The organism is Mesorhizobium sp. M5C.F.Ca.ET.164.01.1.1, assembly GCF_004792125.1.
In the GTDB taxonomy this organism is placed as follows: Bacteria; Pseudomonadota; Alphaproteobacteria; order Rhizobiales; family Rhizobiaceae; genus Mesorhizobium; species Mesorhizobium wenxiniae.
Genome location: NZ_SRTG01000006.1, coordinates 46899 through 71851, shown reverse-complemented (window position 1 = coordinate 71851; position 24953 = coordinate 46899). Strand labels below are relative to the sequence as shown.

Below are 24953 nucleotides of genomic sequence, written 5' to 3'. Positions count from 1 at the left end.
GCCATGGGCCCCTTCCCGCACGACGCACCGCCCGCAAAGATCAGCAAGGCCAATCCCGCCGGAACCGACGGCTTCGAATTCGTCGAGTTCGCGCATCCCGAACCGGAAAAGCTCGCCGAGCTTTTCACCCGCATGGGTTATATGCCGGTGGCCAAGCATCGCACCAAGAACATCACCGTCTGGCGGCAGGGCGACATCAACTATGTCGTCAATGCCGAGCCTGGCTCGCATGCGATGAAGTTCGTCGACAAGCATGGGCCGTGCGCTGCCTCGATGGCCTGGCGGGTGGTTGACGCCAAGCATGCCTTCGACCATGCCGTCGCCAAGGGCGCCACACCCTATGAAGGCAAGGACAAGGCACTCGATGTGCCGGCGATATCAGGCATCGGCGGCTCACTGCTCTATTTCATCGAGACTTATGGCGAGAAGGGCTCGGCCTATGACGCCGAGTTCGAGTGGCTGGGCGCGCGCGACCCGAAGCCGGAAGGCGTCGGCTTCTATTATCTCGACCACCTCACCCACAATGTCTATCGCGGCAACATGGACAAATGGTGGGATTTCTATCGCGACCTGTTCGGCTTCAAGCAAATCCACTTCTTCGACATCGACGGCAAGATCACCGGACTGGTCAGCCGCGCCATCACCTCGCCCTGCGGCAAGATCCGCATCCCTCTCAACGAGTCCAAGGACGACACCAGCCAGATCGCCGAATATTTGAAGAAATATAATGGCGAAGGCATCCAGCACATCGCCGTCGGCACGGACGAGATCTATGGCGCCACCGACAGACTCGCCGCCAACGGGCTAAAGTTCATGCCCGGCCCGCCAGAAACCTATTACGAGATGTCCCATTCCCGCGTGCACGGCCATGACGAGCCGATCGAGCGCATGAAAAAGCATGGCATCCTGATCGATGGCGAAGGTGTGGTTGATGGCGGCACGACCAAGATCCTGCTGCAGATTTTTTCAAAAACCGTGATCGGCCCGATCTTCTTCGAATTCATCCAGAGGAAGGGCGACGAAGGTTTTGGCGAGGGCAATTTCCGTGCATTGTTCGAATCGATCGAGCAGGACCAGATCAAGCGCGGCGTGCTGAAGGTGCAGGCAGCTGAGTAGGCGGCCGGTCGAGTGGCTTACAGTCCCAGCCGCTCGACCTCTTCTTTCCTCAGCTTCAGATCATAATCGAGAAAGAACTCGTCGAGCTGCGGCGGCTTCACCGAAGTGCCGGACAGCATGGCGTGCACCTGCCCGCGATGGTGGATGTCGTGGATGAAGAGATGAGCGAGCAAATCGCCGATCCACTCCGGTATCCGGCCATCCTCGCGCCGGTCGGTGATGACCCTGCGGTCGAGATCGTCTGGCAACAGACGATCGCAAAAGGCGATCAGCCGCCGGTCGGATGCAGCCTGGGCGGCAAACAGCGCTTGTGGTTCATCGAACGGCACGAAATCGTCATGGGCCGCGGCGCCAACGCCGCCCTGCTCGAGAAAATCGAGATAGAGATGATCGACAGCCAGGATGTGATTGAGCGTTGCCTTGATCGAGGGAAAGAAGCTGGTTCGCTCGGCTTCGAATTCACCAGGCTTAAGCTCCAGCACGGCGCGATAGAGCCGGTCGTTCGACCAAAGATTGTTGCGCGCCATGCGGCGAATATGGTCCAGCAAGTCCACGTCACATACTCGCCCAACCAGCCCAGGCAATCAAGTTCACAGCAATACCGATAGCACCTATGGCTAGCAGACGAGCGATCATGCCACGCCGCAGCGCTTGCGTTTCAACATCGCTTGCAACGTCCCGGTTCAAAGCGACGTAAATAAGCTTCGCCCTACGCGCAACGCTGCCGAAGTTGCGGAGTCTTTCAGATCGGTCCTCAACCTGATGGCAAAGTCGGATTGCCGAAATTAGAAGCCAGGCAGTAGCGATGCCACAAATTCCCACAAACCAGAGATAAGTAGCAGTGTACGGCATCCTGATCGTGCCAGCGCTTCGGAATGACGCTAGATATAGGATTGCTTCAAATTGCGTATTTCTCGACTTTCTGCTCGATCGCACCAAAAACCGAATGTCCGGTCCTGTCCTTCATTTCGATGCGCACCGTGTCGCCGAAGCGCAGGAATGGCGTTTTCGGTTCGCCGGCCTCGATGGTCTCGATCATACGCAACTCGGCAATGCACGAATAGCCGGCACCGCCCGCCGAGACAGGCTTGCCCGGGCCGCCGTCGAGCTTGTTGGAGACCGTGCCCGAGCCGATGATCGTGCCGGCGGCCAGCGGCCGGGTTTTTGCGGCATGCGCGATCAGCGCCGGAAAATCGAAGGTCATGTCCACGCCGGCGTTAGCCCGGCCGAATGGCTTGCCGTTGAGGTCGACCAGCAGCGGCAGGCTGACCTTGCCGCCATCCCAGGCATCGCCGAGTTCGTCCGGCGTTACCGCGACCGGCGAAAACGCCGAGGACGGCTTTGATTGGAAGAAGCCGAAGCCCTTGGCAAGCTCTGGCGCAGTGAGGGAGCGCAACGTGACGTCATTGACCAGCATGACCAGCCGGATCGCGGCCCGCGTCTCATCCAGGCTTGCTCCCATCGGGACATCATCGACAATGACGGCGACCTCCCCTTCCATATCGACGCCAAAGGCCTCGTCGGCCGCCCGGATCGGGTCACGCGGCGCGATGAAGGCGTCCGAACCGCCCTGGTAGATCAGCGGATCGGTCCAGAAGCTTGCCGGCATCTCGGCGCCGCGCGCCTTCCGCACCAGTTCGACATGGTTCACATAGGCCGAGCCATCCGCCCATTGATAGGCGCGCGGCAACGGCGAATGGGCGTCATGCTCGTGAAAGCGCGCTGACGGCACCGCATTATTCTCCAGCGATTCCGCCATGGCGGCGAGATGCGGCGCTATCCGGCTCCAGTCGTCGAGCGCCGCCTGCAGCGTCGGCACCAGAAACGAGGCATCGGTGAACCGCGTCAGGTCGCGCGAGACGACGACCAACTTTCCGTCACGCGTCTCGTCCTTCAATGTGGCAAGCTTCATGTGTCCTCCCAGGGCGTTTACTCGTAGTATTTGCCGGCATAGATAACTCTGGCTGCGGCTTTCCAGGGATTGTCACCCGCCAAAAATGCCGGGTCGCCCCGCCCATTGTCTTCGAACCAAGCGACCGCTGATTCAAGAAATGTGCTCAGCGAGCCATTATTCCATCCGTTCCAGCCGGTATCAGGTCCTGCTGGCGTCGTTGCCTCCTTGCGGTCCGCGTCCTTACGGTCCTTGCTCAGCGCGTCGATCAACCGGACGAAAGATGGCAGATCCTGCACCTTCTCTAGAAGCATCGAGAGTTGCGTCGCGGATCTCTCCTCGGATTCGCGCACCTCTTCCCAAAGCTTGTCGTTGGCCATCCTCACTCCCTAAGCCCCACAACAAGGCCGTCGCGGGCGATCGTCAAGTCGCCGGCCCATGTTTTCCTGACAGCGGCGATCCAGTCGGCCTCGCCAATCTCGGGGTCGTCGGCCGGAATGAGGTGGTTGAGCACCAGTCTGCCTACCCCGGCATCGGTGGCGATTCGCCCCGCCTCGCCGGCAAAACTGTGGCTGGCGAGCAGATGCTCCCTCAGCCGCGCGCCGTTGCCGGTTTTCGCGACGAGCCGCTCGATGCCTTCCTCCAGCATGGCTTCGTGGACGAGGATATCGGCGCCTTTGGCAAAGTCGGCCAATGGCGGGAAGAATGCCGTATCGGCGGAGAACACGACGCTTTGTCCGGCATGCTCGAAGCGGAGCGCAAAGCAATCGGTCACCGGCGGATGGTCGACGCATAGCGCTGAAGCCTTCAGGCCGCGCTCCTCCATCACCCGGCCTTCGCCGAATTCGACGATCGAAACCATGTCCAGAATATCCGGCCGGCCTTCGTCGACAATGCGTGTCTCGATGTCGAATTCCATCGCCTGGCAAAAGCGCTGCCAGTAATGGCCAGTGCCGGGCGGGCCGAACACAGTGACCGGTGTCGCCAGACCCGCCGTCCATGCGGTGTGGATCAGCGGACCGAGTTCCAGCACATGGTCGGAATGCAGATGGGTGATGAAGACCAGGTCGAGCGCCTTCAGGCTGATGCCGGCGTCGGCCAGCCCGCGCGTCACGCCAAGCCCACAATCGACGACGATGTTGCGGCCGCCGATCTCCAGCAGCGACGAGCTCGGCCACGGACCGCCCGGCCGGAGCGCCGGGCCGCCCTTCGAGCCCAGAAGCACCAGCCGATCCCGCGTTGGATCAGCGCTCAAGACCAGTCGCCCTCGGGCGTGCCGTTGAAGCGCTTCTTCAGATCGGCCCAACAGTCGATGTAGTTGTCCTGCCGGGTTTCAACCTCGGCGGCGTAGCGGGTCAGCATCTGCGGGAATCGAGTCTCGAACATGAAGGCCATGGTGTTGTCGAGCTTGACCGGTTTCAGATCAGCGCGCGAGGCTTTTTCGAAGCCAGACGCGTCAGGCCCGTGGGCCAGCATCAGATTGTGCAGGCTGATGCCGCCGGGAACGAACCCCTCCTCCTTGGCGTCGTACTGGCCGTGGATCAGGCCCATGAACTCGCTCATGATGTTGCGGTGGTACCAGGGCGGGCGGAACGTGTTTTCGGCCACCAGCCAGCGCGGCGGGAAGATGACGAAGTCGATGTTGGCGGTGCCTTCCTCGCCACTCGGCGCGGTCAGCACCGTGAAGATCGAGGGATCGGGGTGGTCGAACAACAGTGCGCCGACCGGCGAAAAGGTCGCAAGATCATATTTGTAGGGCGCGTAATTGCCGTGCCACGCCACCACATCCAGCGGCGAATGACCGAGTTCGGTGACATGAAACTGCCCGCACCATTTCGCGATCAGCCGGCAAGACGTCTCCTTGTCCTCGAACCAGGCGCAAGGCGTCTTGAAATCGCGCGGATTGGCCAGGCAATTGGCGCCGATCGGGCCACGATCCGGCAGCGTCAGCTTGGCGCCATAATTCTCGCAGACATAGCCGCGCACTGTTTCATCGACCAGTTCGACCTTGAACACGAGGCCGCGCGGCAGCACGGCGATCTCGCCCGGTCGCAATTCGATGACGCCCATTTCGGTAACGAAGCGCAGGCTGCCGACCTGCGGCACGACCAGCAGCTCACCGTCGGCGTTGAAGAAGTGGTCGTCGACCATCGAACGGTTGGCGACATAGACGTGAGCCGCCATGCCGGTCTGGCCGAGCACGTCGCCAGCGGTGGTGATGCTGCGGATGCCGGCAATGAAGTCGGTCGGCTCCTTCGGCATCGGCACCGGGCTCCAGCGATATTGGCCGAGCGCCAGTTCGTGATCGCCGACATTCGGCGCGCTCTTCCACAGCGGATAGTTCGCTGGTTTGAAGCGGCCGGTGTGCCTGACGCTCGGCCTGATGCGATAGAGCCAGGAGCGCTCGTTGGTGCCGCGCGGCGCGGTGAAGGGCGAGCCGGAAAGCTGCTCGGCATAGAGACCGTAGGCCGGCCGCTGCGGCGAATTCCGCCCCTGCGGCAGCGAGCCAGGCAAGGTTTCGGTTTCGAAGTCGTTGCCGAACCCCGGCATGTAGGAATAGGCCATGGCATCCTCCCTGGAAACTGACAGAGCGCTCCTCGCCTCCAACGGTTGCGGCACGCTGGCATTGACGTAATTGGTTTCATTTGTAACCATCGAAAATGTAACTATCAACCGCGGTGTCTGCCGGGATACAAAATCATGGACGTCCTGGAACTCGAAAGCTTCCTGCCCTACCGGCTCTACCGGCTCGCCGATGCCGTCAGCCGCGAATTCTCAAGGATTTACAAGGATCGCCACGGCCTGACGCGGCCCGAATGGCGCACGTTGGCCGGCCTCGGACAGCACGGCAGCATGACCGCGACGGCGCTCGGCGAACAGTCGGCGATGCACAAGACCAAGGTTTCGCGCGCTGTCGCCGAGCTCGAACGGCGCCGCTGGCTCACGCGAAAACCGGATGAAAATGACCGCCGAATCGAGCACCTGATGCTGACTGGAGCGGGCCTTGCCGCCTATCGCGAGATGGTGCCGCTAGCAAAGGCGTTCGAGCAGGAATTGCTGGCAAAGCTCAGTGCTGGCGAGCGCACCGCGATCACAAATGGATTGGGTGCGCTCAAGGAGGCTCTGGGCAAGGATTAGGCGCTCACCAGTCCATCACCACCTTGCCCGAATTGCCGCTGCGCATCGCGTCGAATCCGGTCTGGAAATCGTCGATGCCGATGCGGTGGGTAATGAGGCCGGTGACGTCGAGCGGGCCTTGCACCAGTGCGATCATCTTGTACCAGGTCTCGAACATTTCGCGGCCATAGATGCCCTTGAGATGCAGCATCTTGAAGATGACCTTGTTCCAGTCGATCTCGAAGCCGGTCGGCGCGATGCCTAGAATGGCGATCTTGCCGCCATTGTTCATGGCGTCGATCATGTCGCGGAAGGCGGGTGCGGCGCCAGACATTTCGAGGCCGACGTCAAAACCTTCGGTCATGCCGAGCGCCGGCATGATATCGCGCAGCTTTTCCTTCGACGCGTCGACCACATGCTGGACGCCGAGCTTTTTCGCCAATGCCAGCCGCACCGGGTTGATGTCGGTGATGACCACTTTTCGCGCGCCGACGCACTGCGCCACCAGCGCACCCATGATACCGATCGGCCCGGCGCCGGTGACCAGCACGTCCTCACCGACGAGATCGAAGGACAATGCGGTGTGCACGGCATTGCCTAAGGGATCGAAGATTGCGGCGATCTCGTCGGGCACGTCGTCGGGGATCGGCACGACATTGTGCTGTGGGATCGCCAGATATTCGCCGAAGGCGCCCGGCCGGTTGACGCCGACGCCGAGCGTGTTGCGGCACAGATGCCCCCTGCCCGCCCTGCAGTTGCGGCAATGGCCGCAGACGATATGGCCTTCGCCCGAAACACGCTGGCCGACCTTGTATTCGGTGACCGCCGCGCCGAAGTCGGCGACCGTGCCGACGAACTCGTGACCGGTCACCATCGGCACCGGCACGGTCTTTTGCGCCCACTGGTCCCAATTGTAGATGTGGACGTCGGTACCGCAGATCGCTGTCTTCCTGATCTTGATCAGAACGTCGTTCGGGCCGATTTCCGGCACCGGCACCTCTTCCATCCAGATGCCCGGCTCGGCCTTGGCCTTGACCAGCGCCTTCATCATGTTCGACATTCTTTTGTCCCTTGAATCTCTTGATCCGGAATCGCTTTTCGGTTCCGTCCGTTCAGGAAATCACACCGAGTTCGCGCCCGACCGCGCCGAACGCCTCGACTGCACGGTCGATGTCGGCGCTGGAATGGGCGGCCGACATTTGCGTGCGGATGCGCGCCTGGCCCTTAGGCACCACCGGAAAGGAGAAGCCGATGACATAGATGCCGCGCTTCAGCATGCGCGCCGCCATCTCCTGCGCCAGTGTCGCATCACCCAGCATGACCGGGATGATCGGATGATCGGCGCCGGCCAGCGTGAAGCCGAGCTTGCCCATCTCGGACCGGAAGTGCGCCGCATTGGCATAGAGGCGCTGACGCAGTGCATCGCCATTGCCGATCAGTTCGAAAACCCGGATCGAGGCGCCGGCGATCGCCGGCATCAGCGTGTTGGAAAACAGATAGGGACGCGAGCGCTGGCGCAGCCAGTCGACCACCTGGCTCCTGCCCGATGTATAGCCGCCCGACGCGCCCCCCAATGCCTTGCCAAGCGTGCCGGTGGTGATATCCACCCTGCCCTCGACGCCGCAATGCTCGGCCGAGCCGCGGCCGTTCCTGCCGACGAAGCCGACCGCATGGCTGTCGTCGACCATCACCATCGCATCGTACTTCTCGGCGAGATCACAAACGCCCTTCAGATTGGCGATGATGCCGTCCATGGAAAATACACCATCGGTGGCGATCAGCCGAAAACGGCAATCCCTTGCCTCCTTCAGCCGCGCCTCCAGATCGGCCATGTCGTTGTTGGCATAGCGGAAGCGTTTCGCCTTCGACAGCCGCACGCCGTCGATGATCGAAGCGTGGTTCAGCGCGTCGGAGATGACCGCATCCTCCTCGCCGAGCAGCGTCTCGAACAGGCCGCCATTGGCATCGAAGCACGAGCCGTAGAGGATCGTATCCTCCATGCCGATGAAGCCAGAAATCGTCGCCTCGAGCTGCTTGTGCTCTTCCTGCGTGCCGCAGATGAAACGCACCGACGCCATGCCGTATCCGTAGCGGTCAAGCGCCTGCTTGGCCGCGTCGCGCAATTCGGCGCTGTCTGCGAGGCCGAGATAGTTGTTGGCGCAGAAATTCAGCACCTTTTCGCCGCTCACCTCGATCTCTGCCGACTGCATCGAGGTGATCACCCGCTCGGATTTGTAGAGGCCGGCCGATTTCAGCCCTTGAAGCTCGCTATCGATATGGGAGAGGAATGCCGCACTCATGATCAGGCCCTGTTGAGATTGAATGGACTGTCGCCCCGCGCGAGCGAAAAATCCACCGCAAAAGCGACCGCTTCGGTGACGCCACGGCCAGTGGCCAGAATGCCGCCCCGGAATGCCGCCAATGACGGATGTTCAAATGCAGGTGCCGCGCGAAAGAACGCGATAACCATTTCGCGAACTTTCCACCGCTGCCGCTGTCGTAGCTCTGTCGACTTCCAGAGCTGTTAAGACTTTCAAGCCAATGGTTCTCACACCTAACAATCTGTCGGCGAGAGGGACCGCCCCAGAAAATGTCGCAGCAACCGGCGCAAACCATCTCGGGCAGGCTCATATTGTTGATCAAGGCCGGCTATTGGCTGGCGCTGCTGATCATTGCAGCCATGGTGATGGCCTCCTTCATCCTTCTCCAGCAGATGATGGCTGCCCAGCGGCACGACGATACACTGCTCGATATTGTCGGCATGCAAAAGACTCTGTCGCAACGCATTGTCTTCCTTGCCAACGCGGCAGGTGCTGCTTCGCGCAACCAACAACCGGCTCTGGTCACCGCATTCAAACAGGCCACGGCGGAGTTCGAGAGGAACTATGACCTTCTGCTCGAGCGAGTCGTCGCCGACCCGGGGTCACCGGCAAGGTTCGATCCGAAATCACTCGAGAGCGTGCTTTTCGCCAAGCCGTTTCATCTCGACTACTTCTCGGTCGGGCTTATCGCCAACGGCCAACGCCTGGTTTCGGCGTTCGAATCGCAACTCGGTATGGCCGACAATGGCGGCTACAAGGGCGGCGGCGAACGCGTCAACCTCGACGCTTCCATCGCCAATGCGACCCTGTCGGGCTATGCGGCACTCGGCCAGCGCATCAGCGCCCATGCCGATGCGCGATCGGAAACACTTCTCGATCTCCATCGAACGCTGTTCTACACCACCATCGGCGTCATCGTGCTGGTGGCACTTTTCATCTTCAGGCCGATGTCGAACGCCATTCTGCGCAAGACGCATGAACTGATCGATGCCCGCAATTCCATGGCCTTCATCGCCGTGCATGACGGCCTTACCGGCCTGCACAACCGCACCTTCCTGACCGACCATTTCGATACGCTTATCAAGGGGGCACAGCGTCGGCGAGAGCGGCTTGCGGCGGTCCACCTCGACCTCGACCGGTTCAAGCAGATCAACGACACGCTTGGCCACGCCGCCGGCGACTATGTGCTGGTGGTGACGGCGCAGCGCATGCGCGATTCCTGCCGGGCATCGGATCTCTGCGTGCGTCTTGGCAGCGACGAGTTCGTGATGATCCTCAATGGTGCCGGCGGAACCGAGGACATAAACATGGTCGCTAGGCGCGTCCTGACGCAGATCAACGAACCGATCGTCTTCCAGCGCACGACCATCCTTCCAGGCGCCAGCGCCGGTGTCGCCGTCTATCCGATCGACGCCGACAATGCGCAAGATCTGCTCGTCCATGCCGACCTCGCGCTCCACGCCGCCAAGAAGCAGAGTGGCGGCAGTATCTCATTCTTCTCCGAGGAGTTGCGGCATGAACTCGATTACCGCAAGCATCTCGAGCATGACATTAGGATCGCGATCGCGGAGAAGGCGTTCCAGGTCTATTTCCAGCCACAGGTTTCGTTGTCGAACGGTACGATCGGCGGCATCGAGGCGCTGGTTCGCTGGGAACATGCCGAACGCGGCATGATCGCACCGGGCGAGTTCATTCCCGTCGCCGAAAAATGCGGACTCATGCCCGCGATCGGCCGCATTGTCATCGCCAAGGCAATCGGCGAGGTGGCAGCGTGGAACCGCGCCGGCGTCGCCTTTGGACGGCTCGCCGTCAATGTGTCCGGCTCCGAATTGCGTGAGCCCGATTTCGACGCCTTCCTCTTCGGCGTGCTGGAAAAAACTGGCCTGCCGCCACAAAAACTTTCGCTGGAAATCGTCGAATCCGTCATTCTCGACGACGAGAAGACCGGCATCGCAGCAAAGCTGCGGCACATCCGCGCCGCCGGTATTCATCTCGAACTCGACGATTTCGGCACCGGCTACGCGTCGCTCAGCCACGTCAACCCGAACGAGATCGACCGGCTGAAGATCGATCGCCGCTTCGTCCAGAACATCAATGAGAACGGCGACAACACCAAGATCGTGCGAGCCATCACCGAACTCGCCCGCGGTCTCGGCATCTCAATCGTCGCCGAGGGCGCAGAAACCGAGGCCGAGCTCGATTCGCTGATGGCGATCGGCTGCGACCAGGTGCAGGGCTATTCCATTGCCTTCCCGATGCCGCAGGACGAGGCACGCGAATGGCTGGTCGCGCGGGCGCCGAAGAAAGCCAGGCTGACGGTGCTGCGGGGAAGCCTGGCCTAAGGCGCCAACCTTGACAAGGCTGCGCGGGGCGCAAATCGACCGACGTGCCTGGTGGCTCTCCATACGGAGGTTCGGCAGCGCGCCACCAATCGAGCGGTGACGATCGTCAGATCCGCAATCCAAACCTGATGCCGTCATAGATTGCGGCGTGGATGTTGCGCGAGGCGACCGCATCGCCGATGCGGAAGAGCACGAAACCGCCTTGCTGACTGCGCGCCGGAAAAATGTCGCCGCCATTGACCAGCCGCTCGTAGTCGACCGCGCCGCCGTTCTTCGACAGCGGTTTCAGTGCGAGATAGAGATCATCGAGAGGCAGCGTGCCGTGCTCGACCACCACCTGATCCACCCGCCGCTCGCCGCGCCACCCGTCGGCGAAATCTGAGCCGAGCTCCGCAACCAGTTGGTTGCCCTCGCGCCGCACCGAACGCAGCCGCGTGTTGATGGTGATGGTGACGCCCTTCTCCTGGAAGGCGCGCATATAGGGCACGTGGTTCATGCCGCCCATCTCCGGGGCGAAGAAGCGTTCGGGCGAAACCAGCTCAAGCTTTGCACCGCTGTCCGCGATCAGCTCGGCCGCACCCATGCCCTGATGGCCGCCATTGTCGTCGTAGAGCAGTACGTTTTCGGCCGGCTTGACGCTGCCGGCCATGATATCCCAGCTCGACGTGACGAGGTTGTCGCCCGCTGCCAGCGGCGGGTTCTGCGGCAGGCCGCCGGTGGCGACCACCACCACGTCCGGCGACAGCGCCAAAACATCGTCCTTCTCCGCCCAGGTGTCGTAGCGGATCTCAACGCCGAGCCGGTCGAGTTCGGCCAGCCGCCAGTCGATGATGCCGATCAGTTCCTTGCGGCGCGGGTTCTGTGTCGCCAGCCGCACCTGGCCGCCGGCGTGGCTCGACGCTTCCAGCACCGTCACCTGGTGCCCGCGCTCGGCCGCGACACGCGCCGCCTCCAGACCGCCGGCCCCGGCGCCAACGACGACTACGTTTCGCCTTGGTCCCTCGGTCCTCGGGATGATGTGCGGGATATCAGCCTCGCGGCCGGTCGCCGCATTGTGGATGCACAGCGCCTCGCCGCCCTCATAGATGCGGTCGAGGCAATAGGTGGCGCCGACGCAAGGGCGGATTTCGTGCTCGCGGCCTTCCATCACTTTCCGCACGATGTGCGGATCGGCGATGTGGGCGCGGGTCATGCCGACCATGTCGAGCTTGCCGGTGGCGATGGCGTGACGCGCGGTGGCGACATCGGCAATCCGCGCCGCATGGAAGGTCGGGAATTTCGTTGCCGCCCTCACCTCACCGGCGAAGTCGAGATGCGGCGACGAGCGCATGCCGGTCACCGGGATGACCCTAGTCAGCGCGGCATCGGTTTCGATCGAGCCGCGGATGATGTTGAGGAAATCGACCTTGCCGGAGCCGGCCAGCCGCCTAGCGATCTCGACGCCTTCCTGCTTCGACAGGCCCTTCTCAAAATCCTCGTCGGCGACCATGCGGATGCCGACGACGAATTTGTCGCCGACCGCCGCACGCACCGCGTCAAGCACCATGCCGGTGAAGCGCAAGCGGTTGTCGAGCGAGCCGCCGAAATCGTCGTCGCGCTGGTTGGTGGCGGGCGACCAGAAGCCGTCCATCAGGTGGCCATAGGCCTCGAACTCGATGCCGTCGAGGCCGGCGGCCTGGCAGCGCTGGGCGGCGGCGGCGTAGTCGGAAACGATGCGCTCGATGTCCCAGTCCTCTATCGTCTTGGGAAAGGCGCGGTGCGCCGGCTCGCGCACCGGCGAGGCGGACAGCACCGGCAGCCAGTCGGCCTTGTTCCAGCCGGTTCGGCGGCCGAGATGAGTGATCTGGATCATCACCTTGCAATCATGTTCGTGGCAGGCATCAGCAAGCTCCGTGAGCCACGGCACGATGCGGTCGTCATAGACGTGCAGATTGCCGAAGGCGGCCGGGCTGTCGCGCGAGACGATCGCCGAGCCTGCCGTCATGGTCAGCGCCATGCCGCCCTTGGCCTTTTCGGCATGGTAGAGCCGGTAGCGCTGCTTCGGCATGCCGTCCTCGGAATACGCCGGCTCGTGGCTGGTCGACATGACCCGGTTCTTCAGCGTCAGGTGTTTGAGCTGGTAGGGCTGGAGAAGCGGATCATTAGTGGTCATCGTCTTCCTGCTGTTTCAAATTGTGCTAATGAACGGCAAATTTTTATTTTTACGCACGTCGTTGTCCCAAAACCGCTGCGCTTTGGGCAACATGCAGTAAGGAACCCCCCCATGACCGATACCAAAAACCTTACCCAGCTCGGCACCAACGTCGAGGCGCCTCGGAGCCCTGAAGCGGCAGTCCTGGAAACCGTACCGTTTTCGCGCGGCGACGGGCCGCCGGCCGTCGTTCGCTTCACCTGCCCGGAATTCACCTCGCTCTGCCCGGTCACCGGCCAGCCGGACTTCGCCCATATCGTCATCGATTATGCACCCGACACGCTGCTGGTGGAATCGAAGTCGCTCAAGCTGTTCATGACCTCGTTTCGCAATCATGGCGCCTTCCATGAGGAATGCACCGTTATGATCGGCCGCCGCGTTATCGCCGCGACCAAGCCACTGTGGTTGCGCATTGGGGGCTATTGGTATCCGCGCGGCGGCATTCCGATCGACGTGTTCTGGCAGACCGGCGCGCCGCCGGAAGGCGTCTGGCTGCCCGACACCGGTGTCGCGCCCTATCGCGGACGCGGGTGAACCCGAACCTCTAAGGAAGACACGTTGCATCAGTTGAGCGGCAGCCGCCGGTAGCGGCCGGGATTGTTCGGGTCATTGAAATGGCCCATCGGCCCGTGCTCGGCGAAATGCCCTGTCCAGTGTTTCATCGCGGCGGAATCGAGTTCAACGCCCAGCCCGTCCCCTTCCGGCACGCGCACCGTGTTGGCGGTCTGTTTGAACGGGCCGCCCTTGATGACGTCGCCGATCTGCCAGCGAAACAGCGACTGCGATGCTTCCGTGATCCACGGCGTCGCGGCCACGACATGAAGGTAGGCTGACGTCATGATGCCGAGATCGTTCGAGTAGCACCAGAACCCTTTGCCCATTGCCTCGCAGGCAGCGATGAATTTCAGGGTTTTCGACAGGCCACCGAGCGCTGCGAAATTGCAGACGAAATAATCCGGAGCGCCGAGTGCGACCGCCCGTCTGAGATCCGGAATGTGGGTCGAGAATGGAATGCGCGAGTGCTGGCGCAGCGCCGCCATCTCCTCGAAAGTGGCGACCGGATCCTCGTAATTGCGGATATTGAACGGCTCGATCTCACGCAGTACCCAGCGCGCCGTGGTCAACGACCACTGCATGTTGGAATCGAGCTTGATCTGTGCCTTCTCGCCGATTGCCTCGCGCAGCATCCGCACCGTCCGGATCTCGAGTTCGGGATCGCCCATGATCAGCTTGCCCTCGAAGATCGTCGAGCCATGCTGCTCGCGCATCTTGAGGCAATAGTCGACGATCGCTTCGGGCGTCATCTCACCGCCCGCTCCATTCTGCACGGGCCGAAAGGCGAAATATTCCGAAAACGGAATATCCTTGCGCACGGCGCCGCCGAGCAGCTTGTAGAGCGGCATGCCGAAGACCTTGCCTCTGATATCCCACAGCGCCAGCTCGACGGCTCCGAACGCCACCGAGGCGGCACTCTCGCCGGTGTTGGCGGTGATCTGCCAGGGCGGCACGCAGCGGGCCTCGCAATCGGCGATGTCGAGCGGATCGGCGCCGATCAGCGCCGGCGCGATCTCGGCTTTGATCACCTCGCCGAAATGCCACCACGGCGCCTCGCCCAGTCCGACCACGCCTTCGTCGGTCTCGACCTCGATGATCGACTTCGAGGCGCCGCCATAGAGGCCAGCCGTCCACCAGAACGGGGCGTCGAGCGGGACATTGACATGGGTGACGCGGATATTGGTGATCTTCATCGTCTGCCTACTCGCACTGGTATTGGCTGAGCGCCCATTCGCCAGTCACCGACAGAAGGTCCGTGATCTTCCAATCGCCGTCGACTTTCCTGAATTTCCATTCCAGCCGGTGCGGATTGCCGGCGACGACGAAGGCGACGACAACCTTGGCCTCGTCGCCCTTGATCACCTCAATAGTCTTCAGGCTGTTAAGGATCTCGGCCCCGTCGTATGCCGCATTATCCAGCGCCATGTTGGGATCGAGGCACTCGCCCTGCCCGGATTTCCGCAGAGTATCGCTCTTGTCGAGCACCGACTTCGCGGGATCAGCGAAGTGGCTGCGCTGGGCCGGATCGAGCTCGAGCCCGACATGCTCGTAGAACGGTTTCACCACCGCCGTCGGCGAACCCAGCTGCAACGGCGCTGCCGGGGCGCTGTCAGTCGGCTGGGACGCGGCCGGCGGAATTGCAGGTGCCGCCTTATCGGCCGGCGCATTTGCGGGCGGCGCGCCGAACAGGCCTTGAGCGGCGGCGCTGCTCAACCCCGCCGCCAGCAGGCACACAGTTGCCAAGGCCAGGGCGCGGGCCATGGCATCACTCCGGAGTCTGACCGGCCAGGCATTCGAGCGCACTTAGCGTCCAGCCGCTGGTCTTCGAGGTGATGTCGGCGATCTTCCATTGGCCGTCGATCTTCTTCAGCGACCAGACCATTTCGCGTTTGAAATCATCGCCTTCCGGAAAAAGGTTGAACGTCACTGTCACGCTGGCGCTGTCGCCATCCACCGCTTCAGACAGCTTCAGCGTCTTGGCGACTGTCTTCTCGTCATAATCCTGCGCGTCGAGACCGGGGGCGAAATCGATGCAAGGCACCTCATCCGGCTTGTTCTTTCGCGCCTGGTCGTTGAGGTCGAACAGCTTGGTCACCGGCTCGGTGAAACGGTCGCGGTATTTCGCGTCGGCCTCGAACTTGACCTCGGGCATGTAGAAGAACTTCACCGCGTTGGATGCCGGCCCGGCCAGGGCGGCCGCAGGCGCTGCGATCGAGAGGGCGGCGGCAAGCACAGTCAGTCTCATCCGATAATCTCCGGGCTTTCGTGGTGGGAGCCGTTCAATACCACGAATCCTGCATCCCGGCTTTTCTGCCGCCCATGAAATCGCTTGGGCGTTACTCAGGCGCCCTTGGGAGCTAACTCAGGCGTCCAGCCAGACGTTCTGGAGATCCATCTCGAAAGTCTGGTGGACAGCGTAGTTCTTCACCTTCTTGTTCATGTGGCTGTACAGCTTCTGCCAGAACGGCTGAACGATGACGCCCGAATCCTGCAGGATCTGCTCGACGTCCTTCATCACCTCGCGGCGCTTCTCCACGTCTATCAGCGAGAGCGCCTGCTTGAGCTTGGCGTCGAAATCAGGATTCGAATACGCCGTTTCATTCCAGGCCTCACCGGTACGATAGCCGAGCGCCAGCACCTGAACGCCGAGCGGGCGCATGTACCAGATGGTCATGGAATAGGGGTATTTCGTCCAGTCGTTCCAGAAGGTCGATCCAGGCAACACCGTGCGCTTCACCTTGATGCCGGCATCGCGCAGCTGGCCGGCAATCGCGTCGCCGGTGTTCTTTTGCCAATCGTCCTCGACGGTGATCAGTTCATGCTCGAAATCGGCCTGTCCGGCCTCGGCCATCAGCGTCTTGGCGCCCGCCGCGTCGCGCGTTTTTTTGGGCAGCGGGTAGTATTCCGGATGGATCGGGCTGACGTGGTGGTTTTCGCCTGGGGTGCCGCGCCCGGCGTAGCCAAGTTCGAGCACCGCATTGTTGTCGACGGCCATTTGCAGGGCGTTGCGCACCCGCTTGTCATCATAAGGCTTGTGCGTGATGTTGGTCCGGGCAACGAGGGTCGTCGCTGTCGCGACCTCCGATTTCACCAGATCCATCTGGTCGAGGATGTCGATGAAGTCGGCGGGTGTCTCGAAATTGACGTCGATCTCGCCGGATTCGAATGCATTCACCGAGGCGTTGAAGTCGGTGCCGTAGTCGATGAATTCGACGCTGTCGAGCGGCGCTTCACCGCCCCACCACTTGCCATTCTCGCGACGCTTGACGACCGCATTCTGGCCGACCGAATAAGACACAAGTTCGAAAGGCCCGGTGCCGATCGGCTTGGCGATCGGATCGGCGCCGTCGGCATCGAACTTGCGATGGACCACGAGCGCCGGATAGTCGGTGAAGTTCGGGATCAGCGAGATATCAGGTTCGTTCAGCTTCAGCTTGACCGTATTGTCGTCGACCTTGGTGATCGCCCCTTCCCTGGCCTTGCCGGTTTTTGGGTCGATCAGCGCACCGACGCGCGCGGCCATTGAATTGCCGGCGGCTTCCTTCTCGCACCAGCGCGTCAGATTGTAGACCACGTCATCGGCGTTGAAAGCATCGCCGTTGTTCCAGGTGATGCCCTTGCGCACGTGCAGCACATATTCGGTGGCGTCGTCGTTGACGTCCCAGCTTTCGAGCAGGACCGGCTCGAACGTGAATTGGCGCGTATAGCGGACAAGCGGTTCGAGCCAGGTGCGGGTGATGTTTGCCATCTCCACCCAGTCGTAAGTGCGCGGATCCTTCTGCGCCTTGACCGACATCGACACGCGCAGAGTTCCGCCCTTCTTCGGCTCTTCGGCCAAAGCCTGTTCGGGCACGGCAAGGCCGATCATGCCGTAAGCAAGGGCCGTCGATGCCCCAAACGCGCTTGCCAGCGCCAAAAATTCGCGCCGGTCCATCCGGCCTGCACGCGTCTCTGCCGCCATTGCCTCGATGGCGCTCGGCACGCGATCACCGTTGCTTCTGAAGATTGTCATTTTTTCCTCCCGTCTGGTTCCCGTCAGGTCTTCGCCTGTCCTATTAACTAACGCTGTCCGGCAGCTTCTCCTCACGCAGCGCAATCAAATCTTCGAGACCATCGGCAATGCCCTCATCGAGCTTCGGCTCCTCATAATCCGCGAGCATGTTGCGCGCTTTCTCGCGGCCGCGGGTGTCGTGGTCCTTTGCCCCTTCAGCCTTCCACTGTTCGTACGAATTGAAGTCCATGATGCTGGGCATGAAGAAGGCGGACTCGAAATGTTCAAGCGTGTGCTGGGTGCCGAGGAAGTGGCCCTGCGGCCCCACCTCGCGGATCGCCGCCATCGCTTCCTTGAAATCGTCGAACGGAAGGCCGCCCGCGTATTTGTACCAGCCAACAAGCTGTTCGCAGTCCGTCGCGAATTTTGAATAGCCGCAGGTCAGGCCGGCCTCGAGCCATCCGGCGGAGTGCCAGATGTAGTTGGCGCCGGCAAGGATGGCGGCATGCATCAGCATGTTCGCCTCGTAGCCCGCCTGGGCGTCGTTCAGCTTCGACCCGACGTGGAAGCCCGAGGTGCGCCATGGCAGCCGGTATTTCCGCGCCAGCGCCCCCATCAGATACATCATCTGGGCCGCCTCAGGCGTGCCGCCCATGGGAGCGCCGGTCTTCATGTCCACCGTGACCATGAACTGTCCGTAGATCTGCGGCGAACCCGGACGCAGCAGCTGTGTGAACGCGACGCCCGCCAGCGCTTCCGCATTGACCTGCGCGACCGCTCCCACCGCCGAGGCCGAAGTCGAGGCGCCGCACAGCGCGAACGGCGCCAGGATCAGCGGCTGGTTGTGACGCGCATAGACCTTCATCGCGTCCAGCATGGTGGCGTCCCATACCAGTGGCGAGTTGCAATTGGTGATCGCCACCAACACAGGGTTGTCACGGACGAAGTCCTCGCCGAAAACGATGCCCGCCATCGCCATCGTGTCTTCGGCTCGATCCCTGGACGTCACGATGCCCATGAACGGCTTGTCGGAATGCTTCAGCGCCGAATGAATGATGTGGAGGTGACGCTTCGGCACCGCAATTTCCATCGGCTCGCAGATGATCGAGCTCGACGAGTGCAGCGCTGGCGCCATGTAAGCGAGCTTATGAAAATTCTGAAGGTCGGCGAGCGTGCCATAGCGCCTGACGTTGTCGAGGTCGCGCACGTAAGGCGCGCCATACATCGGCACGAAGATGGAATTCTTACCGCCGACGCGGACCGAGCGCTCAGGGTTGCGCGCATTGAGCGTGAACTCCGGCGGGACTTTCGAGACGAGTTCCATCAAGAGCGCGCGGTCAATGCGGATGCGCGTCTCAGAGACATCGGCTCCGGCGGCCTTCCACAGTGCTATGGCCTCGTCGTCGCGGAACTCGCAGCCAACCTCTTCGAGGATCGAGAGCGACTCCTGGTGGATCAGCTCGACAGCCTCGTCCGGGACCATTTGGTATGCGGGTATGTTACGAACGAGCGTCGGAAACGACGCCATGGGAGTTCCCCGCAGCGCCTTGCGGCCCAGGCGGCCGCCACCTCGGCGGCTGGCGTGTTCGGTGACTTCGGCGGCCGGTGCGTTCATGGCAACTCTATCCTCCCCAATGACGACCAGCCTAGCGAGAGGAAAAACAGCTGTGACGCTGGAAAATCCTGATCTCTTGTATAAGCTCAGCTTATGCGAAGCTTGCGCCATCTGCTGCCATCGGCTGGCAGCCTGATCATTTTCGAGGCCGCCGGGCGGTTGTCGAGCTTTACCGCCGCCGGGCGAGAGCTCGGCATGACGCAGGCTGCCGTGTCCTATGCGATCCGCGGGCTTGAAGAGCAGCTCGGCGCGAAACTGTTCCAGCGCCGGCATCGGCAGGTCAGCCTTACCGAAGCCGGCGAGCGCTTCCACGCCGACGTCTCGCTCGGCCTGTCGCACATCCGCAGGTCAGCGGAGGACCTGCGCCAGCAGGCGACCGGCGGCCATGTGACGCTCGCCGCGTCGACGGCCTTTGCCTCGTTCTGGATGATGCCGCGCCTGCAGCAGTTTCGCGACGAACTGCCGGGCATCGACCTGCGCATCCAGACCGCCGACCGCGATCTCGACATCATCGCCGAAGACATCCCGCTCGGCGTTCGCGGCGGCGAACCGAGGGAATGGCCGGACTATCATTCGCTGCCGTTGGCCGATGAGGAAATATTCCCGGTTGCAGGCGCGAGCTATGTGGCGCGGTTCGGGCTGCCGGAAACGGTCGAGGATCTTCCATCACACCGGCTCATCCATCTCGAAGAGCCGTTTCGCGATGCCGCGAGCTGGGACGAGTGGTTCCAGTCGGCCGGGGTCAACATCACCGATGCCGGGCGCGGCTTGCGCATCAACGATTATGCCCTGGTGATTCAGGCGGTCATGGAAGGGCAAGGCATTGCGCTGGGCTGGGGCCACCTTGCCCAGCGGCTGCTGGCGTCGGGACTGCTGGTGCGTGCGACCGGCCACACGATGACGACCGGCAAGGGCTTTCATATTATCTGGTCGAGAAACCGCGAGCTCAGCGACAATGCCCGCAAGGTTCGGGACTGGCTGGCTGCGCAGGCATAGGGCTATTCCAATAGTGCTCGGTCAAACCATCACGACAATCTTGCCGAATTGCTCGTTCGATTCGAGAAAGCGATGCGCCTCGACGATCTGATCGAATGGAAAGATTTTGGCGATCACCGGTCGAAGCGACCCCGACATCAGGCCGTCAAGGATGAATGCCTTGGCGGCCTCCAACCGCCCCGGATCGCCAGTGATTTCGTGGACGAGATAGCCGCGCAGCGTCAGCGTCTTGGCCAGCACGGCGAATAGCGGGAACGGCGTCGGCTCGGGGCTCAAGCCGCCATATTCGATGAGGATGCCACCCCGTGCCATCGCCGCCGTCAGAGGCGCGAAAATCGGGCCGCCGACTGCGTCGAACACCACTCGGATGCCCTCAGGGCCGGCGATGTCCTTCAGCCGGGCTTCCAGATCTTCGTCCGCTAAAGAAATAACATGGGCGGCGCCGAACTCGAGCAAGGCCTCTCTCTTGGCAGATGTCCGCGTGACCGCAATCGAGGTCGCGCCAACCATGTTGGCAATCTCGATTGCGGCGAGTCCGACACTGCTTGATGCCGCGGTAATGACGACAAAATCGTCCCTGCTGAGCTTGGCAATGTCGATCAGTGCGCCATAGGCGGTGAGATACTGCGTCCAGACGGCTGCCGCCTCTTCCCAGCTGAGCGATGGCGGGTGCTTGACCACGAGATGGGCGGGATATGTGGCAATCTCACCATAGGCGGGCCAGCGGGCCATCGATATTGGCGGCACGACGCTGACGGCGTCACCTGGCGCAAAACCGTGCACGCCTTCGCCGACCGCTTCGACGACACCGGCTGCCTCAAGGCCAAGACCGGAAGGCAATGGCGGCGTCTGGATATAAGTGCCCGAACGCAGCAGCGCCTCGGCCCGGTTGAGGCCCAGCGCCTTGACCCGGATCTGAATCTCGCCGCGACCTGGCGCTTGAATATCGACATTCTCGATGCGCAGAACCTCGGGACCACCATGCTCATAAAAACGAACCACACGCGCCATCCGGTCATAACTCCAAAATATTTGAATCGAATACGCTATGCCAAGGGCCGTCTGGCAGATAAATGATTGTCTGGGTAGAACAGTAGAAACTGAGAGTTTTGAATATGGATCGCCTTACCAGCATGGCCGTGTTCGTCAAAACCGTCGATCTGGGTTCGTTCGCGGCGGCTGCTGCCGCTCTCGATCTGTCCGGACCGATGGTCGGCAAGCATGTCCGGTTTCTCGAGGAGCGTCTGGGTGTGCGCCTCATCAACCGGACCACTCGCCGCCAGAGCCTGACCGACTTCGGGCGCGCCTATTATGAGCGCTGCCGGCTGGTGCTCGCTGAAGCCGAGGCTGCCGATGCACTCGCGGCCGATCAACTTTCCGAACCACGCGGAAAGCTGCGCGTCATCATGCCTGTGCATTTCGGCCGGCGCTGCGTAGCCCCGATCCTGCTGGAGCTTGCGCAGCGATATCCTGCTCTGGAACTCGACCTGTCGTTCAGCGATCCCATCGCCGATCTTGCAGAGGATGGCTGCGACCTTGCCATCCGGACCGGCATTCTGGAGGACCAGGCCGGCGTGATCGCGCGGCGCATCGCGCGCCAGCGCATGGTCGTCTGCGCGTCGCCATCCTATCTCGCGATGCACGGGTGGCCACGGCAGCTAGAGGATCTCGGCAGCCACCAGGCCATCATCTACCGCCGTTCGGGCCGTGTCGTTCAACCGTGGCTGTTTCCGCGCGATGATCAGGCAGCTTTGGAGGTCATGCCGGTCAGCCGCTTGCGGCTCGACGACCTCGCTGCGATCGCCGATGCCGCGGCAGCGGGCATGGGGCTTGCCTGGCTGCCATACTGGCTGGTCCGTGAACACATTCAGGCCGGCGCACTTGTCGTGCTGCTGCCGGAACAGCCGGGATTTCTTTACGACGCCTATGCGCTATGGCTGCAGACGCCTCACTTGCCGCTGAAGGTCCGTCTGGCCGTCGATGCGCTGGCGGCAGCACTGCCCAGGCTGATGACGTGAAATGCAGGAGTGCGGTGGGCGGCGCCGATTCCTCAATTCTGCCTCTCCCGCATGGGCGGCGAATCCGCGTATAGTGCCTTTATGCCCATCCGCCAGCTTTCCGAAACGATGATCAACCAGATCGCCGCCGGCGAAGTCATCGAGCGTCCGGCAAGCGTGGTCAAGGAACTGGTCGAGAACGCACTCGATGCCGGCGCCGCCCGTGTCGAGATCGTCACCGCCGGCGGCGGGCTCAACCTGATCCGCGTTACCGACGACGGCTGCGGCATCCCGGAGAATGAACTGGCGCTGGCGATCGCACGCCATTGCACCTCGAAGCTCGCCGACAACATTCACGACATCCGCTCGCTCGGCTTTCGCGGCGAAGCGCTGCCGTCGATCGGCTCGGTGGCGCGGCTGTCGATCCGCTCGCGCACGGCCAACGGCGACAGCGCTGCCGAGATCGGCATCGAGGGCGGACGCGTATCCGCCGTCAAGCCGGCGGCCGCCAATAGCGGCACCACGATCGAGGTGCGCGACCTGTTCTTCGCCACGCCGGCGCGGCTCAAATTCATGAAAGGCGAGCGCGCCGAAAGCTCGGCGACCAGCGATGTGGTCAAGCGCATCGCCATCGCCTTCCCCGCCGTGCGCTTCACGCTGGCCGGCTCCGACCGCTCGACGCTGGAACTGCCGGCGACCGACGACAGCCCCGAAGGCCGGCTGCGCCGCGTCGCGCAAGTGATGGGCGCCGACTTTCCGGAGAATGCCATTGCCATCGACGCCGTGCGCGACGGTGTGCATCTGGCCGGTCACGTCTCGATCCCGTCGTTCAGCCGCGCCAATGCGCTGCAGCAGTACGCCTATGTCAACGGCCGGCCGGTCCGCGACAAGCTGATCGCCGGCGCTATCCGCGGCGCCTTCGCCGACGTGCTGCCGCGCGACCGCCATGCCGTGACGGTGCTGTTCCTGACGCTCGATCCGGCCATCGTCGACGTCAATGTCCATCCGGCCAAGGCCGATGTCCGCTTCCGCGATCCGGGGCTGGTGCGCGGGCTGATCGTCGGCGCCATCCGCGAGGCGCTGGCCAATGCCGGTATCCGTGCCGCCACCACCGGGGCGGCCGGCATGATGTCGGCGTTCCGGCCGGGCGCGGCGTCCTATGCGCATGCCGGTCCGGCAAACGGCCATCGCAGCTACGAAGCGGCCTATCGGGCCTCCGGCTTCGCCGGTTTCGACGCCTCCCGCTCGCCGCAACGACCGCTGGACATGGGGCTTGAAGACACGGAATTCAGAAATGGCGGCTTCGGCGAAAACGATCAGGCGGCGTTCGACGCCGGACCGCTTCACAGCGCCGACGCGCGTGCCGGGCAAGCCGAAGCGGCGGAGACGTTGCTCGGCACGGCATTGGGCGCGGCGCGCGCGCAAGTGCATGAGAACTATATCGTTGCCCAGACCAGGGATTCGCTTGTCATCGTCGACCAGCACGCGGCGCATGAGCGGCTGGTCTACGAGGCCTTGAAGAACGCGCTGCATTCGCGCGCCGTGCCATCGCAGATGCTGCTTCTGCCGGAGATCGTCGACCTGCCGGAAGAGGATGCCGAGCGGCTCGCCATACATTCCGAGACGCTGGCCCGCTTCGGCCTCGGCATCGAGCGCTTCGGCCCCGGTGCCGTCGCCGTGCGCGAAACACCGTCGATGCTCGGCGAGACCAATGTCCAGCAGTTGGTACGCGACCTCGCCGACGAGATCGCCGACAACGACACGGTCGATACGCTGAAAGAGCGGCTGGACAGGATAGCGGCGACCATGGCCTGCCACGGCTCGGTGCGTTCCGGGCGGCTGCTCAAACCGGAAGAGATGAACGCGCTGCTGCGGCAGATGGAGGCGACGCCCGGTTCCGGCACCTGCAACCACGGCCGCCCGACCTACATCGAGCTCAAGCTGGCGGATATCGAGAGGCTGTTCGGTCGGCGGTAGGTGTTGCCTTGGCGATACCAGGTCACGTGGCTGGTCAATCCACCAGTTGCTGATACTTCTTTGTTCTAACAGAGAAAACATAATCCTGCGTATAGCCGCTGCTGCTGCCGCCAAAATTCACCGAAATAACTTCTAAGTTTCTTTCTGTCTGTTTTTGAACGTTCATATAGATGGCTGTCATAAGAATGCCGGCGTTGCAATCATCGCCGCCGAACCGGATCACCTGAACAATCTTCTTCCTCTTTTTGTTGATAACTTGCAGCTTCGTCATGCAGGCAAGAAAGCCAGCCTTTTCATAAACCCCGGCAAATCTGTGGGTAGCTGTCTGCGCCCAAAAGGGAATCTCGACGGTTCCGTCAATCTTCGCCTTGCCGTTATTGTCGAGGCTTGCGACCTTCTTCAGCGTGACGGGGAATTTGTCCGGGCCCTTGCTCCAGGTCCCTGTTGCACCGCGCTCGCCAACGTTGAGAGAAAACGGGCATCCGGTGGTATCGACGGGCGTTTTCGATCCCATGACCAGCACCTGGTCGAATTCCTTGTCGTCCGCAATTTCGCAAAGGGAGACGCTGGTACCACTGATCTTGCCGTACACTGCTATCGGGCTTTGCTCCGCGTCATAGAAATAGCTCCCCTCGACCGTGATCCCGCTGCCGAAGCTGTCATATCTCTGCAGGGATAGATGGACTGGGTTCGGTCCAATGGACCCTTCGTAGTTGTCGACCTGATACCAGCCGGCAGCGGCTTTCCCGGTCAGCAGCAAAACGAAACAAATTGCCGATATGGACAGTCTTCCCATCCCGTTCCCCCAACGAAAGGCAGCTGACCATAGCTGTGCTTCCTCTGG

General features: G+C 62.2%; 22 protein-coding genes. 7 read left to right on the top strand and 15 right to left on the bottom strand.

Going from position 1 to position 24953, the window contains the following annotated elements; translation table 11 throughout:
• The first annotated feature begins 3 nt into the window (after positions 1–3).
• Positions 4–1116 (top strand): 4-hydroxyphenylpyruvate dioxygenase, encoded by a 1113-nt coding sequence (gene hppD / locus EN807_RS25965; RefSeq protein ID WP_135937230.1) that lies wholly within the window; start codon positions 4–6, stop codon positions 1114–1116.
• A 17-nt stretch (positions 1117–1133) separates the two neighbouring features.
• Here hppD and EN807_RS25960 read toward each other — a convergent pair whose 3' ends face one another.
• The 5 genes from EN807_RS25960 to hmgA form a co-directional block, all read right to left on the bottom strand.
• Entirely contained in the window at positions 1134–1670 is a 537-nt protein-coding gene (locus EN807_RS25960; RefSeq protein WP_135937229.1) for a DinB family protein, read from the bottom strand.
• Between the two features lie 344 nt (positions 1671–2014).
• The gene (locus EN807_RS25955; protein WP_135937228.1) at positions 2015–3028 is read right to left on the bottom strand and encodes a fumarylacetoacetate hydrolase family protein; all 1014 of its coding nucleotides are present in this window, start codon (positions 3026–3028) and stop codon (positions 2015–2017) included.
• A gap of 17 nt (positions 3029–3045) precedes the next feature.
• Positions 3046–3387, bottom strand: coding sequence for a hypothetical protein (locus EN807_RS25950; protein ID WP_135937227.1), 342 nt, complete (start codon positions 3385–3387; stop codon positions 3046–3048).
• 2 nt (positions 3388–3389) lie between these two features.
• Positions 3390–4262 (bottom strand): MBL fold metallo-hydrolase, encoded by an 873-nt coding sequence (locus EN807_RS25945; protein ID WP_135937226.1) that lies wholly within the window; start codon positions 4260–4262, stop codon positions 3390–3392.
• Positions 4259–5572 carry a homogentisate 1,2-dioxygenase gene (gene hmgA, locus EN807_RS25940; RefSeq protein ID WP_135937225.1) on the bottom strand — a complete coding sequence of 438 codons (1314 nt, stop codon included), beginning with the start codon at positions 5570–5572 and terminating at the stop codon, positions 4259–4261. Before hmgA ends, EN807_RS25945 begins: the two co-directional genes overlap by 4 nt.
• A 135-nt stretch (positions 5573–5707) precedes the next feature.
• Here hmgA and EN807_RS25935 point away from each other — a divergent pair, with 135 nt between their 5' ends.
• Positions 5708–6145: a MarR family transcriptional regulator gene (locus EN807_RS25935; RefSeq protein WP_029354053.1), complete on the top strand. Its 438-nt coding sequence runs from the start codon at positions 5708–5710 to the stop codon at positions 6143–6145.
• A gap of 4 nt (positions 6146–6149) precedes the next feature.
• Here the strand turns inward: EN807_RS25935 and tdh are convergent, their stop codons facing one another.
• Entirely contained in the window at positions 6150–7184 is a 1035-nt protein-coding gene (tdh, locus tag EN807_RS25930) for an L-threonine 3-dehydrogenase (RefSeq protein ID WP_135937224.1), read from the bottom strand.
• A gap of 52 nt (positions 7185–7236) precedes the next feature.
• Positions 7237–8424: a glycine C-acetyltransferase gene (locus EN807_RS25925; RefSeq protein WP_135937223.1), complete on the bottom strand. Its 1188-nt coding sequence runs from the start codon at positions 8422–8424 to the stop codon at positions 7237–7239.
• A 290-nt stretch (positions 8425–8714) separates the two neighbouring features.
• Between EN807_RS25925 and EN807_RS25920 the strand changes: the two genes are divergently transcribed.
• Positions 8715–10787 carry an EAL domain-containing protein gene (locus EN807_RS25920; RefSeq protein ID WP_135937222.1) on the top strand — a complete coding sequence of 691 codons (2073 nt, stop codon included), beginning with the start codon at positions 8715–8717 and terminating at the stop codon, positions 10785–10787.
• Between the two features lie 106 nt (positions 10788–10893).
• Here EN807_RS25920 and EN807_RS25915 read toward each other — a convergent pair whose 3' ends face one another.
• The gene (locus EN807_RS25915) at positions 10894–12939 is read right to left on the bottom strand and encodes an NADH:flavin oxidoreductase (RefSeq protein WP_135937221.1); all 2046 of its coding nucleotides are present in this window, start codon (positions 12937–12939) and stop codon (positions 10894–10896) included.
• A gap of 111 nt (positions 12940–13050) precedes the next feature.
• On the opposite strand from EN807_RS25915, the gene queF reads away from it, so the two are divergent.
• Positions 13051–13512 (top strand): preQ(1) synthase, encoded by a 462-nt coding sequence (gene queF, locus EN807_RS25910; RefSeq protein WP_127318288.1) that lies wholly within the window; start codon positions 13051–13053, stop codon positions 13510–13512.
• Between the two features lie 29 nt (positions 13513–13541).
• Here the strand turns inward: queF and EN807_RS25905 are convergent, their stop codons facing one another.
• The 5 genes from EN807_RS25905 to EN807_RS25885 all read right to left on the bottom strand — a co-directional run bounded on the left by EN807_RS25905 (position 13542) and on the right by EN807_RS25885 (position 19139).
• Entirely contained in the window at positions 13542–14726 is a 1185-nt protein-coding gene (locus tag EN807_RS25905) for a mandelate racemase/muconate lactonizing enzyme family protein (protein WP_135937220.1), read from the bottom strand.
• A 7-nt stretch (positions 14727–14733) separates the two neighbouring features.
• On the bottom strand, positions 14734–15294 hold the full coding sequence (locus tag EN807_RS25900; RefSeq protein ID WP_135937219.1) for a hypothetical protein: 561 nt from the start codon (positions 15292–15294) through the stop codon (positions 14734–14736).
• Positions 15295–15298: 4 nt separating this feature from the next.
• A complete protein-coding gene (locus EN807_RS25895; protein ID WP_135937218.1) occupies positions 15299–15778 on the bottom strand; it encodes a DUF3828 domain-containing protein in 480 nt (159 codons plus the stop codon).
• Positions 15779–15895: 117 nt separating this feature from the next.
• Positions 15896–17545, bottom strand: coding sequence for an ABC transporter substrate-binding protein (locus EN807_RS25890; RefSeq protein ID WP_135937217.1), 1650 nt, complete (start codon positions 17543–17545; stop codon positions 15896–15898).
• Between the two features lie 43 nt (positions 17546–17588).
• A complete protein-coding gene (locus tag EN807_RS25885) occupies positions 17589–19139 on the bottom strand; it encodes a trimethylamine methyltransferase family protein (protein ID WP_135937216.1) in 1551 nt (516 codons plus the stop codon).
• 93 nt (positions 19140–19232) lie between these two features.
• Between EN807_RS25885 and EN807_RS25880 the strand changes: the two genes are divergently transcribed.
• Positions 19233–20135 (top strand): LysR substrate-binding domain-containing protein, encoded by a 903-nt coding sequence (locus EN807_RS25880; RefSeq protein ID WP_127318276.1) that lies wholly within the window; start codon positions 19233–19235, stop codon positions 20133–20135.
• Between the two features lie 21 nt (positions 20136–20156).
• Here the strand turns inward: EN807_RS25880 and EN807_RS25875 are convergent, their stop codons facing one another.
• Positions 20157–21146, bottom strand: coding sequence for a zinc-dependent alcohol dehydrogenase family protein (locus EN807_RS25875; RefSeq protein WP_135937215.1), 990 nt, complete (start codon positions 21144–21146; stop codon positions 20157–20159).
• Between the two features lie 104 nt (positions 21147–21250).
• On the opposite strand from EN807_RS25875, the gene EN807_RS25870 reads away from it, so the two are divergent.
• On the top strand, positions 21251–22153 hold the full coding sequence (locus tag EN807_RS25870; protein WP_127318272.1) for a LysR family transcriptional regulator: 903 nt from the start codon (positions 21251–21253) through the stop codon (positions 22151–22153).
• 81 nt (positions 22154–22234) lie between these two features.
• The gene (mutL, locus tag EN807_RS25865; RefSeq protein ID WP_135937214.1) at positions 22235–24109 is read left to right on the top strand and encodes a DNA mismatch repair endonuclease MutL; all 1875 of its coding nucleotides are present in this window, start codon (positions 22235–22237) and stop codon (positions 24107–24109) included.
• Positions 24110–24143: 34 nt separating this feature from the next.
• Here the strand turns inward: mutL and EN807_RS25860 are convergent, their stop codons facing one another.
• Positions 24144–24905, bottom strand: a complete 762-nt coding sequence (locus EN807_RS25860) for a hypothetical protein (RefSeq protein ID WP_135937213.1) — start codon at positions 24903–24905, stop codon at positions 24144–24146.
• Positions 24906–24953 lie beyond the last annotated feature (48 nt).

Coding starts and splice junctions, on each gene's coding strand:
- hppD (WP_135937230.1), top strand. CDS start 4: ATGGGCCCCTTCCCGCACGACGCACCGCCCGCAAAGATCAGCAAGGCC.
- EN807_RS25955 (WP_135937228.1), bottom strand. CDS start 3,028: ATGAAGCTTGCCACATTGAAGGACGAGACGCGTGACGGAAAGTTGGTC.
- EN807_RS25950 (WP_135937227.1), bottom strand. CDS start 3,387: ATGGCCAACGACAAGCTTTGGGAAGAGGTGCGCGAATCCGAGGAGAGA.
- hmgA (WP_135937225.1), bottom strand. CDS start 5,572: ATGGCCTATTCCTACATGCCGGGGTTCGGCAACGACTTCGAAACCGAA.
- EN807_RS25935 (WP_029354053.1), top strand. CDS start 5,708: ATGGACGTCCTGGAACTCGAAAGCTTCCTGCCCTACCGGCTCTACCGG.
- tdh (WP_135937224.1), bottom strand. CDS start 7,184: ATGTCGAACATGATGAAGGCGCTGGTCAAGGCCAAGGCCGAGCCGGGC.
- EN807_RS25925 (WP_135937223.1), bottom strand. CDS start 8,424: ATGAGTGCGGCATTCCTCTCCCATATCGATAGCGAGCTTCAAGGGCTG.
- EN807_RS25920 (WP_135937222.1), top strand. CDS start 8,715: ATGTCGCAGCAACCGGCGCAAACCATCTCGGGCAGGCTCATATTGTTG.
- EN807_RS25915 (WP_135937221.1), bottom strand. CDS start 12,939: ATGACCACTAATGATCCGCTTCTCCAGCCCTACCAGCTCAAACACCTG.
- queF (WP_127318288.1), top strand. CDS start 13,051: ATGACCGATACCAAAAACCTTACCCAGCTCGGCACCAACGTCGAGGCG.
- EN807_RS25905 (WP_135937220.1), bottom strand. CDS start 14,726: ATGAAGATCACCAATATCCGCGTCACCCATGTCAATGTCCCGCTCGAC.
- EN807_RS25900 (WP_135937219.1), bottom strand. CDS start 15,294: ATGGCCCGCGCCCTGGCCTTGGCAACTGTGTGCCTGCTGGCGGCGGGG.
- EN807_RS25895 (WP_135937218.1), bottom strand. CDS start 15,778: ATGAGACTGACTGTGCTTGCCGCCGCCCTCTCGATCGCAGCGCCTGCG.
- EN807_RS25890 (WP_135937217.1), bottom strand. CDS start 17,545: ATGACAATCTTCAGAAGCAACGGTGATCGCGTGCCGAGCGCCATCGAG.
- EN807_RS25885 (WP_135937216.1), bottom strand. CDS start 19,139: ATGAACGCACCGGCCGCCGAAGTCACCGAACACGCCAGCCGCCGAGGT.
- EN807_RS25880 (WP_127318276.1), top strand. CDS start 19,233: ATGCGAAGCTTGCGCCATCTGCTGCCATCGGCTGGCAGCCTGATCATT.
- EN807_RS25875 (WP_135937215.1), bottom strand. CDS start 21,146: ATGGCGCGTGTGGTTCGTTTTTATGAGCATGGTGGTCCCGAGGTTCTG.
- EN807_RS25870 (WP_127318272.1), top strand. CDS start 21,251: ATGGATCGCCTTACCAGCATGGCCGTGTTCGTCAAAACCGTCGATCTG.
- mutL (WP_135937214.1), top strand. CDS start 22,235: ATGCCCATCCGCCAGCTTTCCGAAACGATGATCAACCAGATCGCCGCC.
- EN807_RS25860 (WP_135937213.1), bottom strand. CDS start 24,905: ATGGGAAGACTGTCCATATCGGCAATTTGTTTCGTTTTGCTGCTGACC.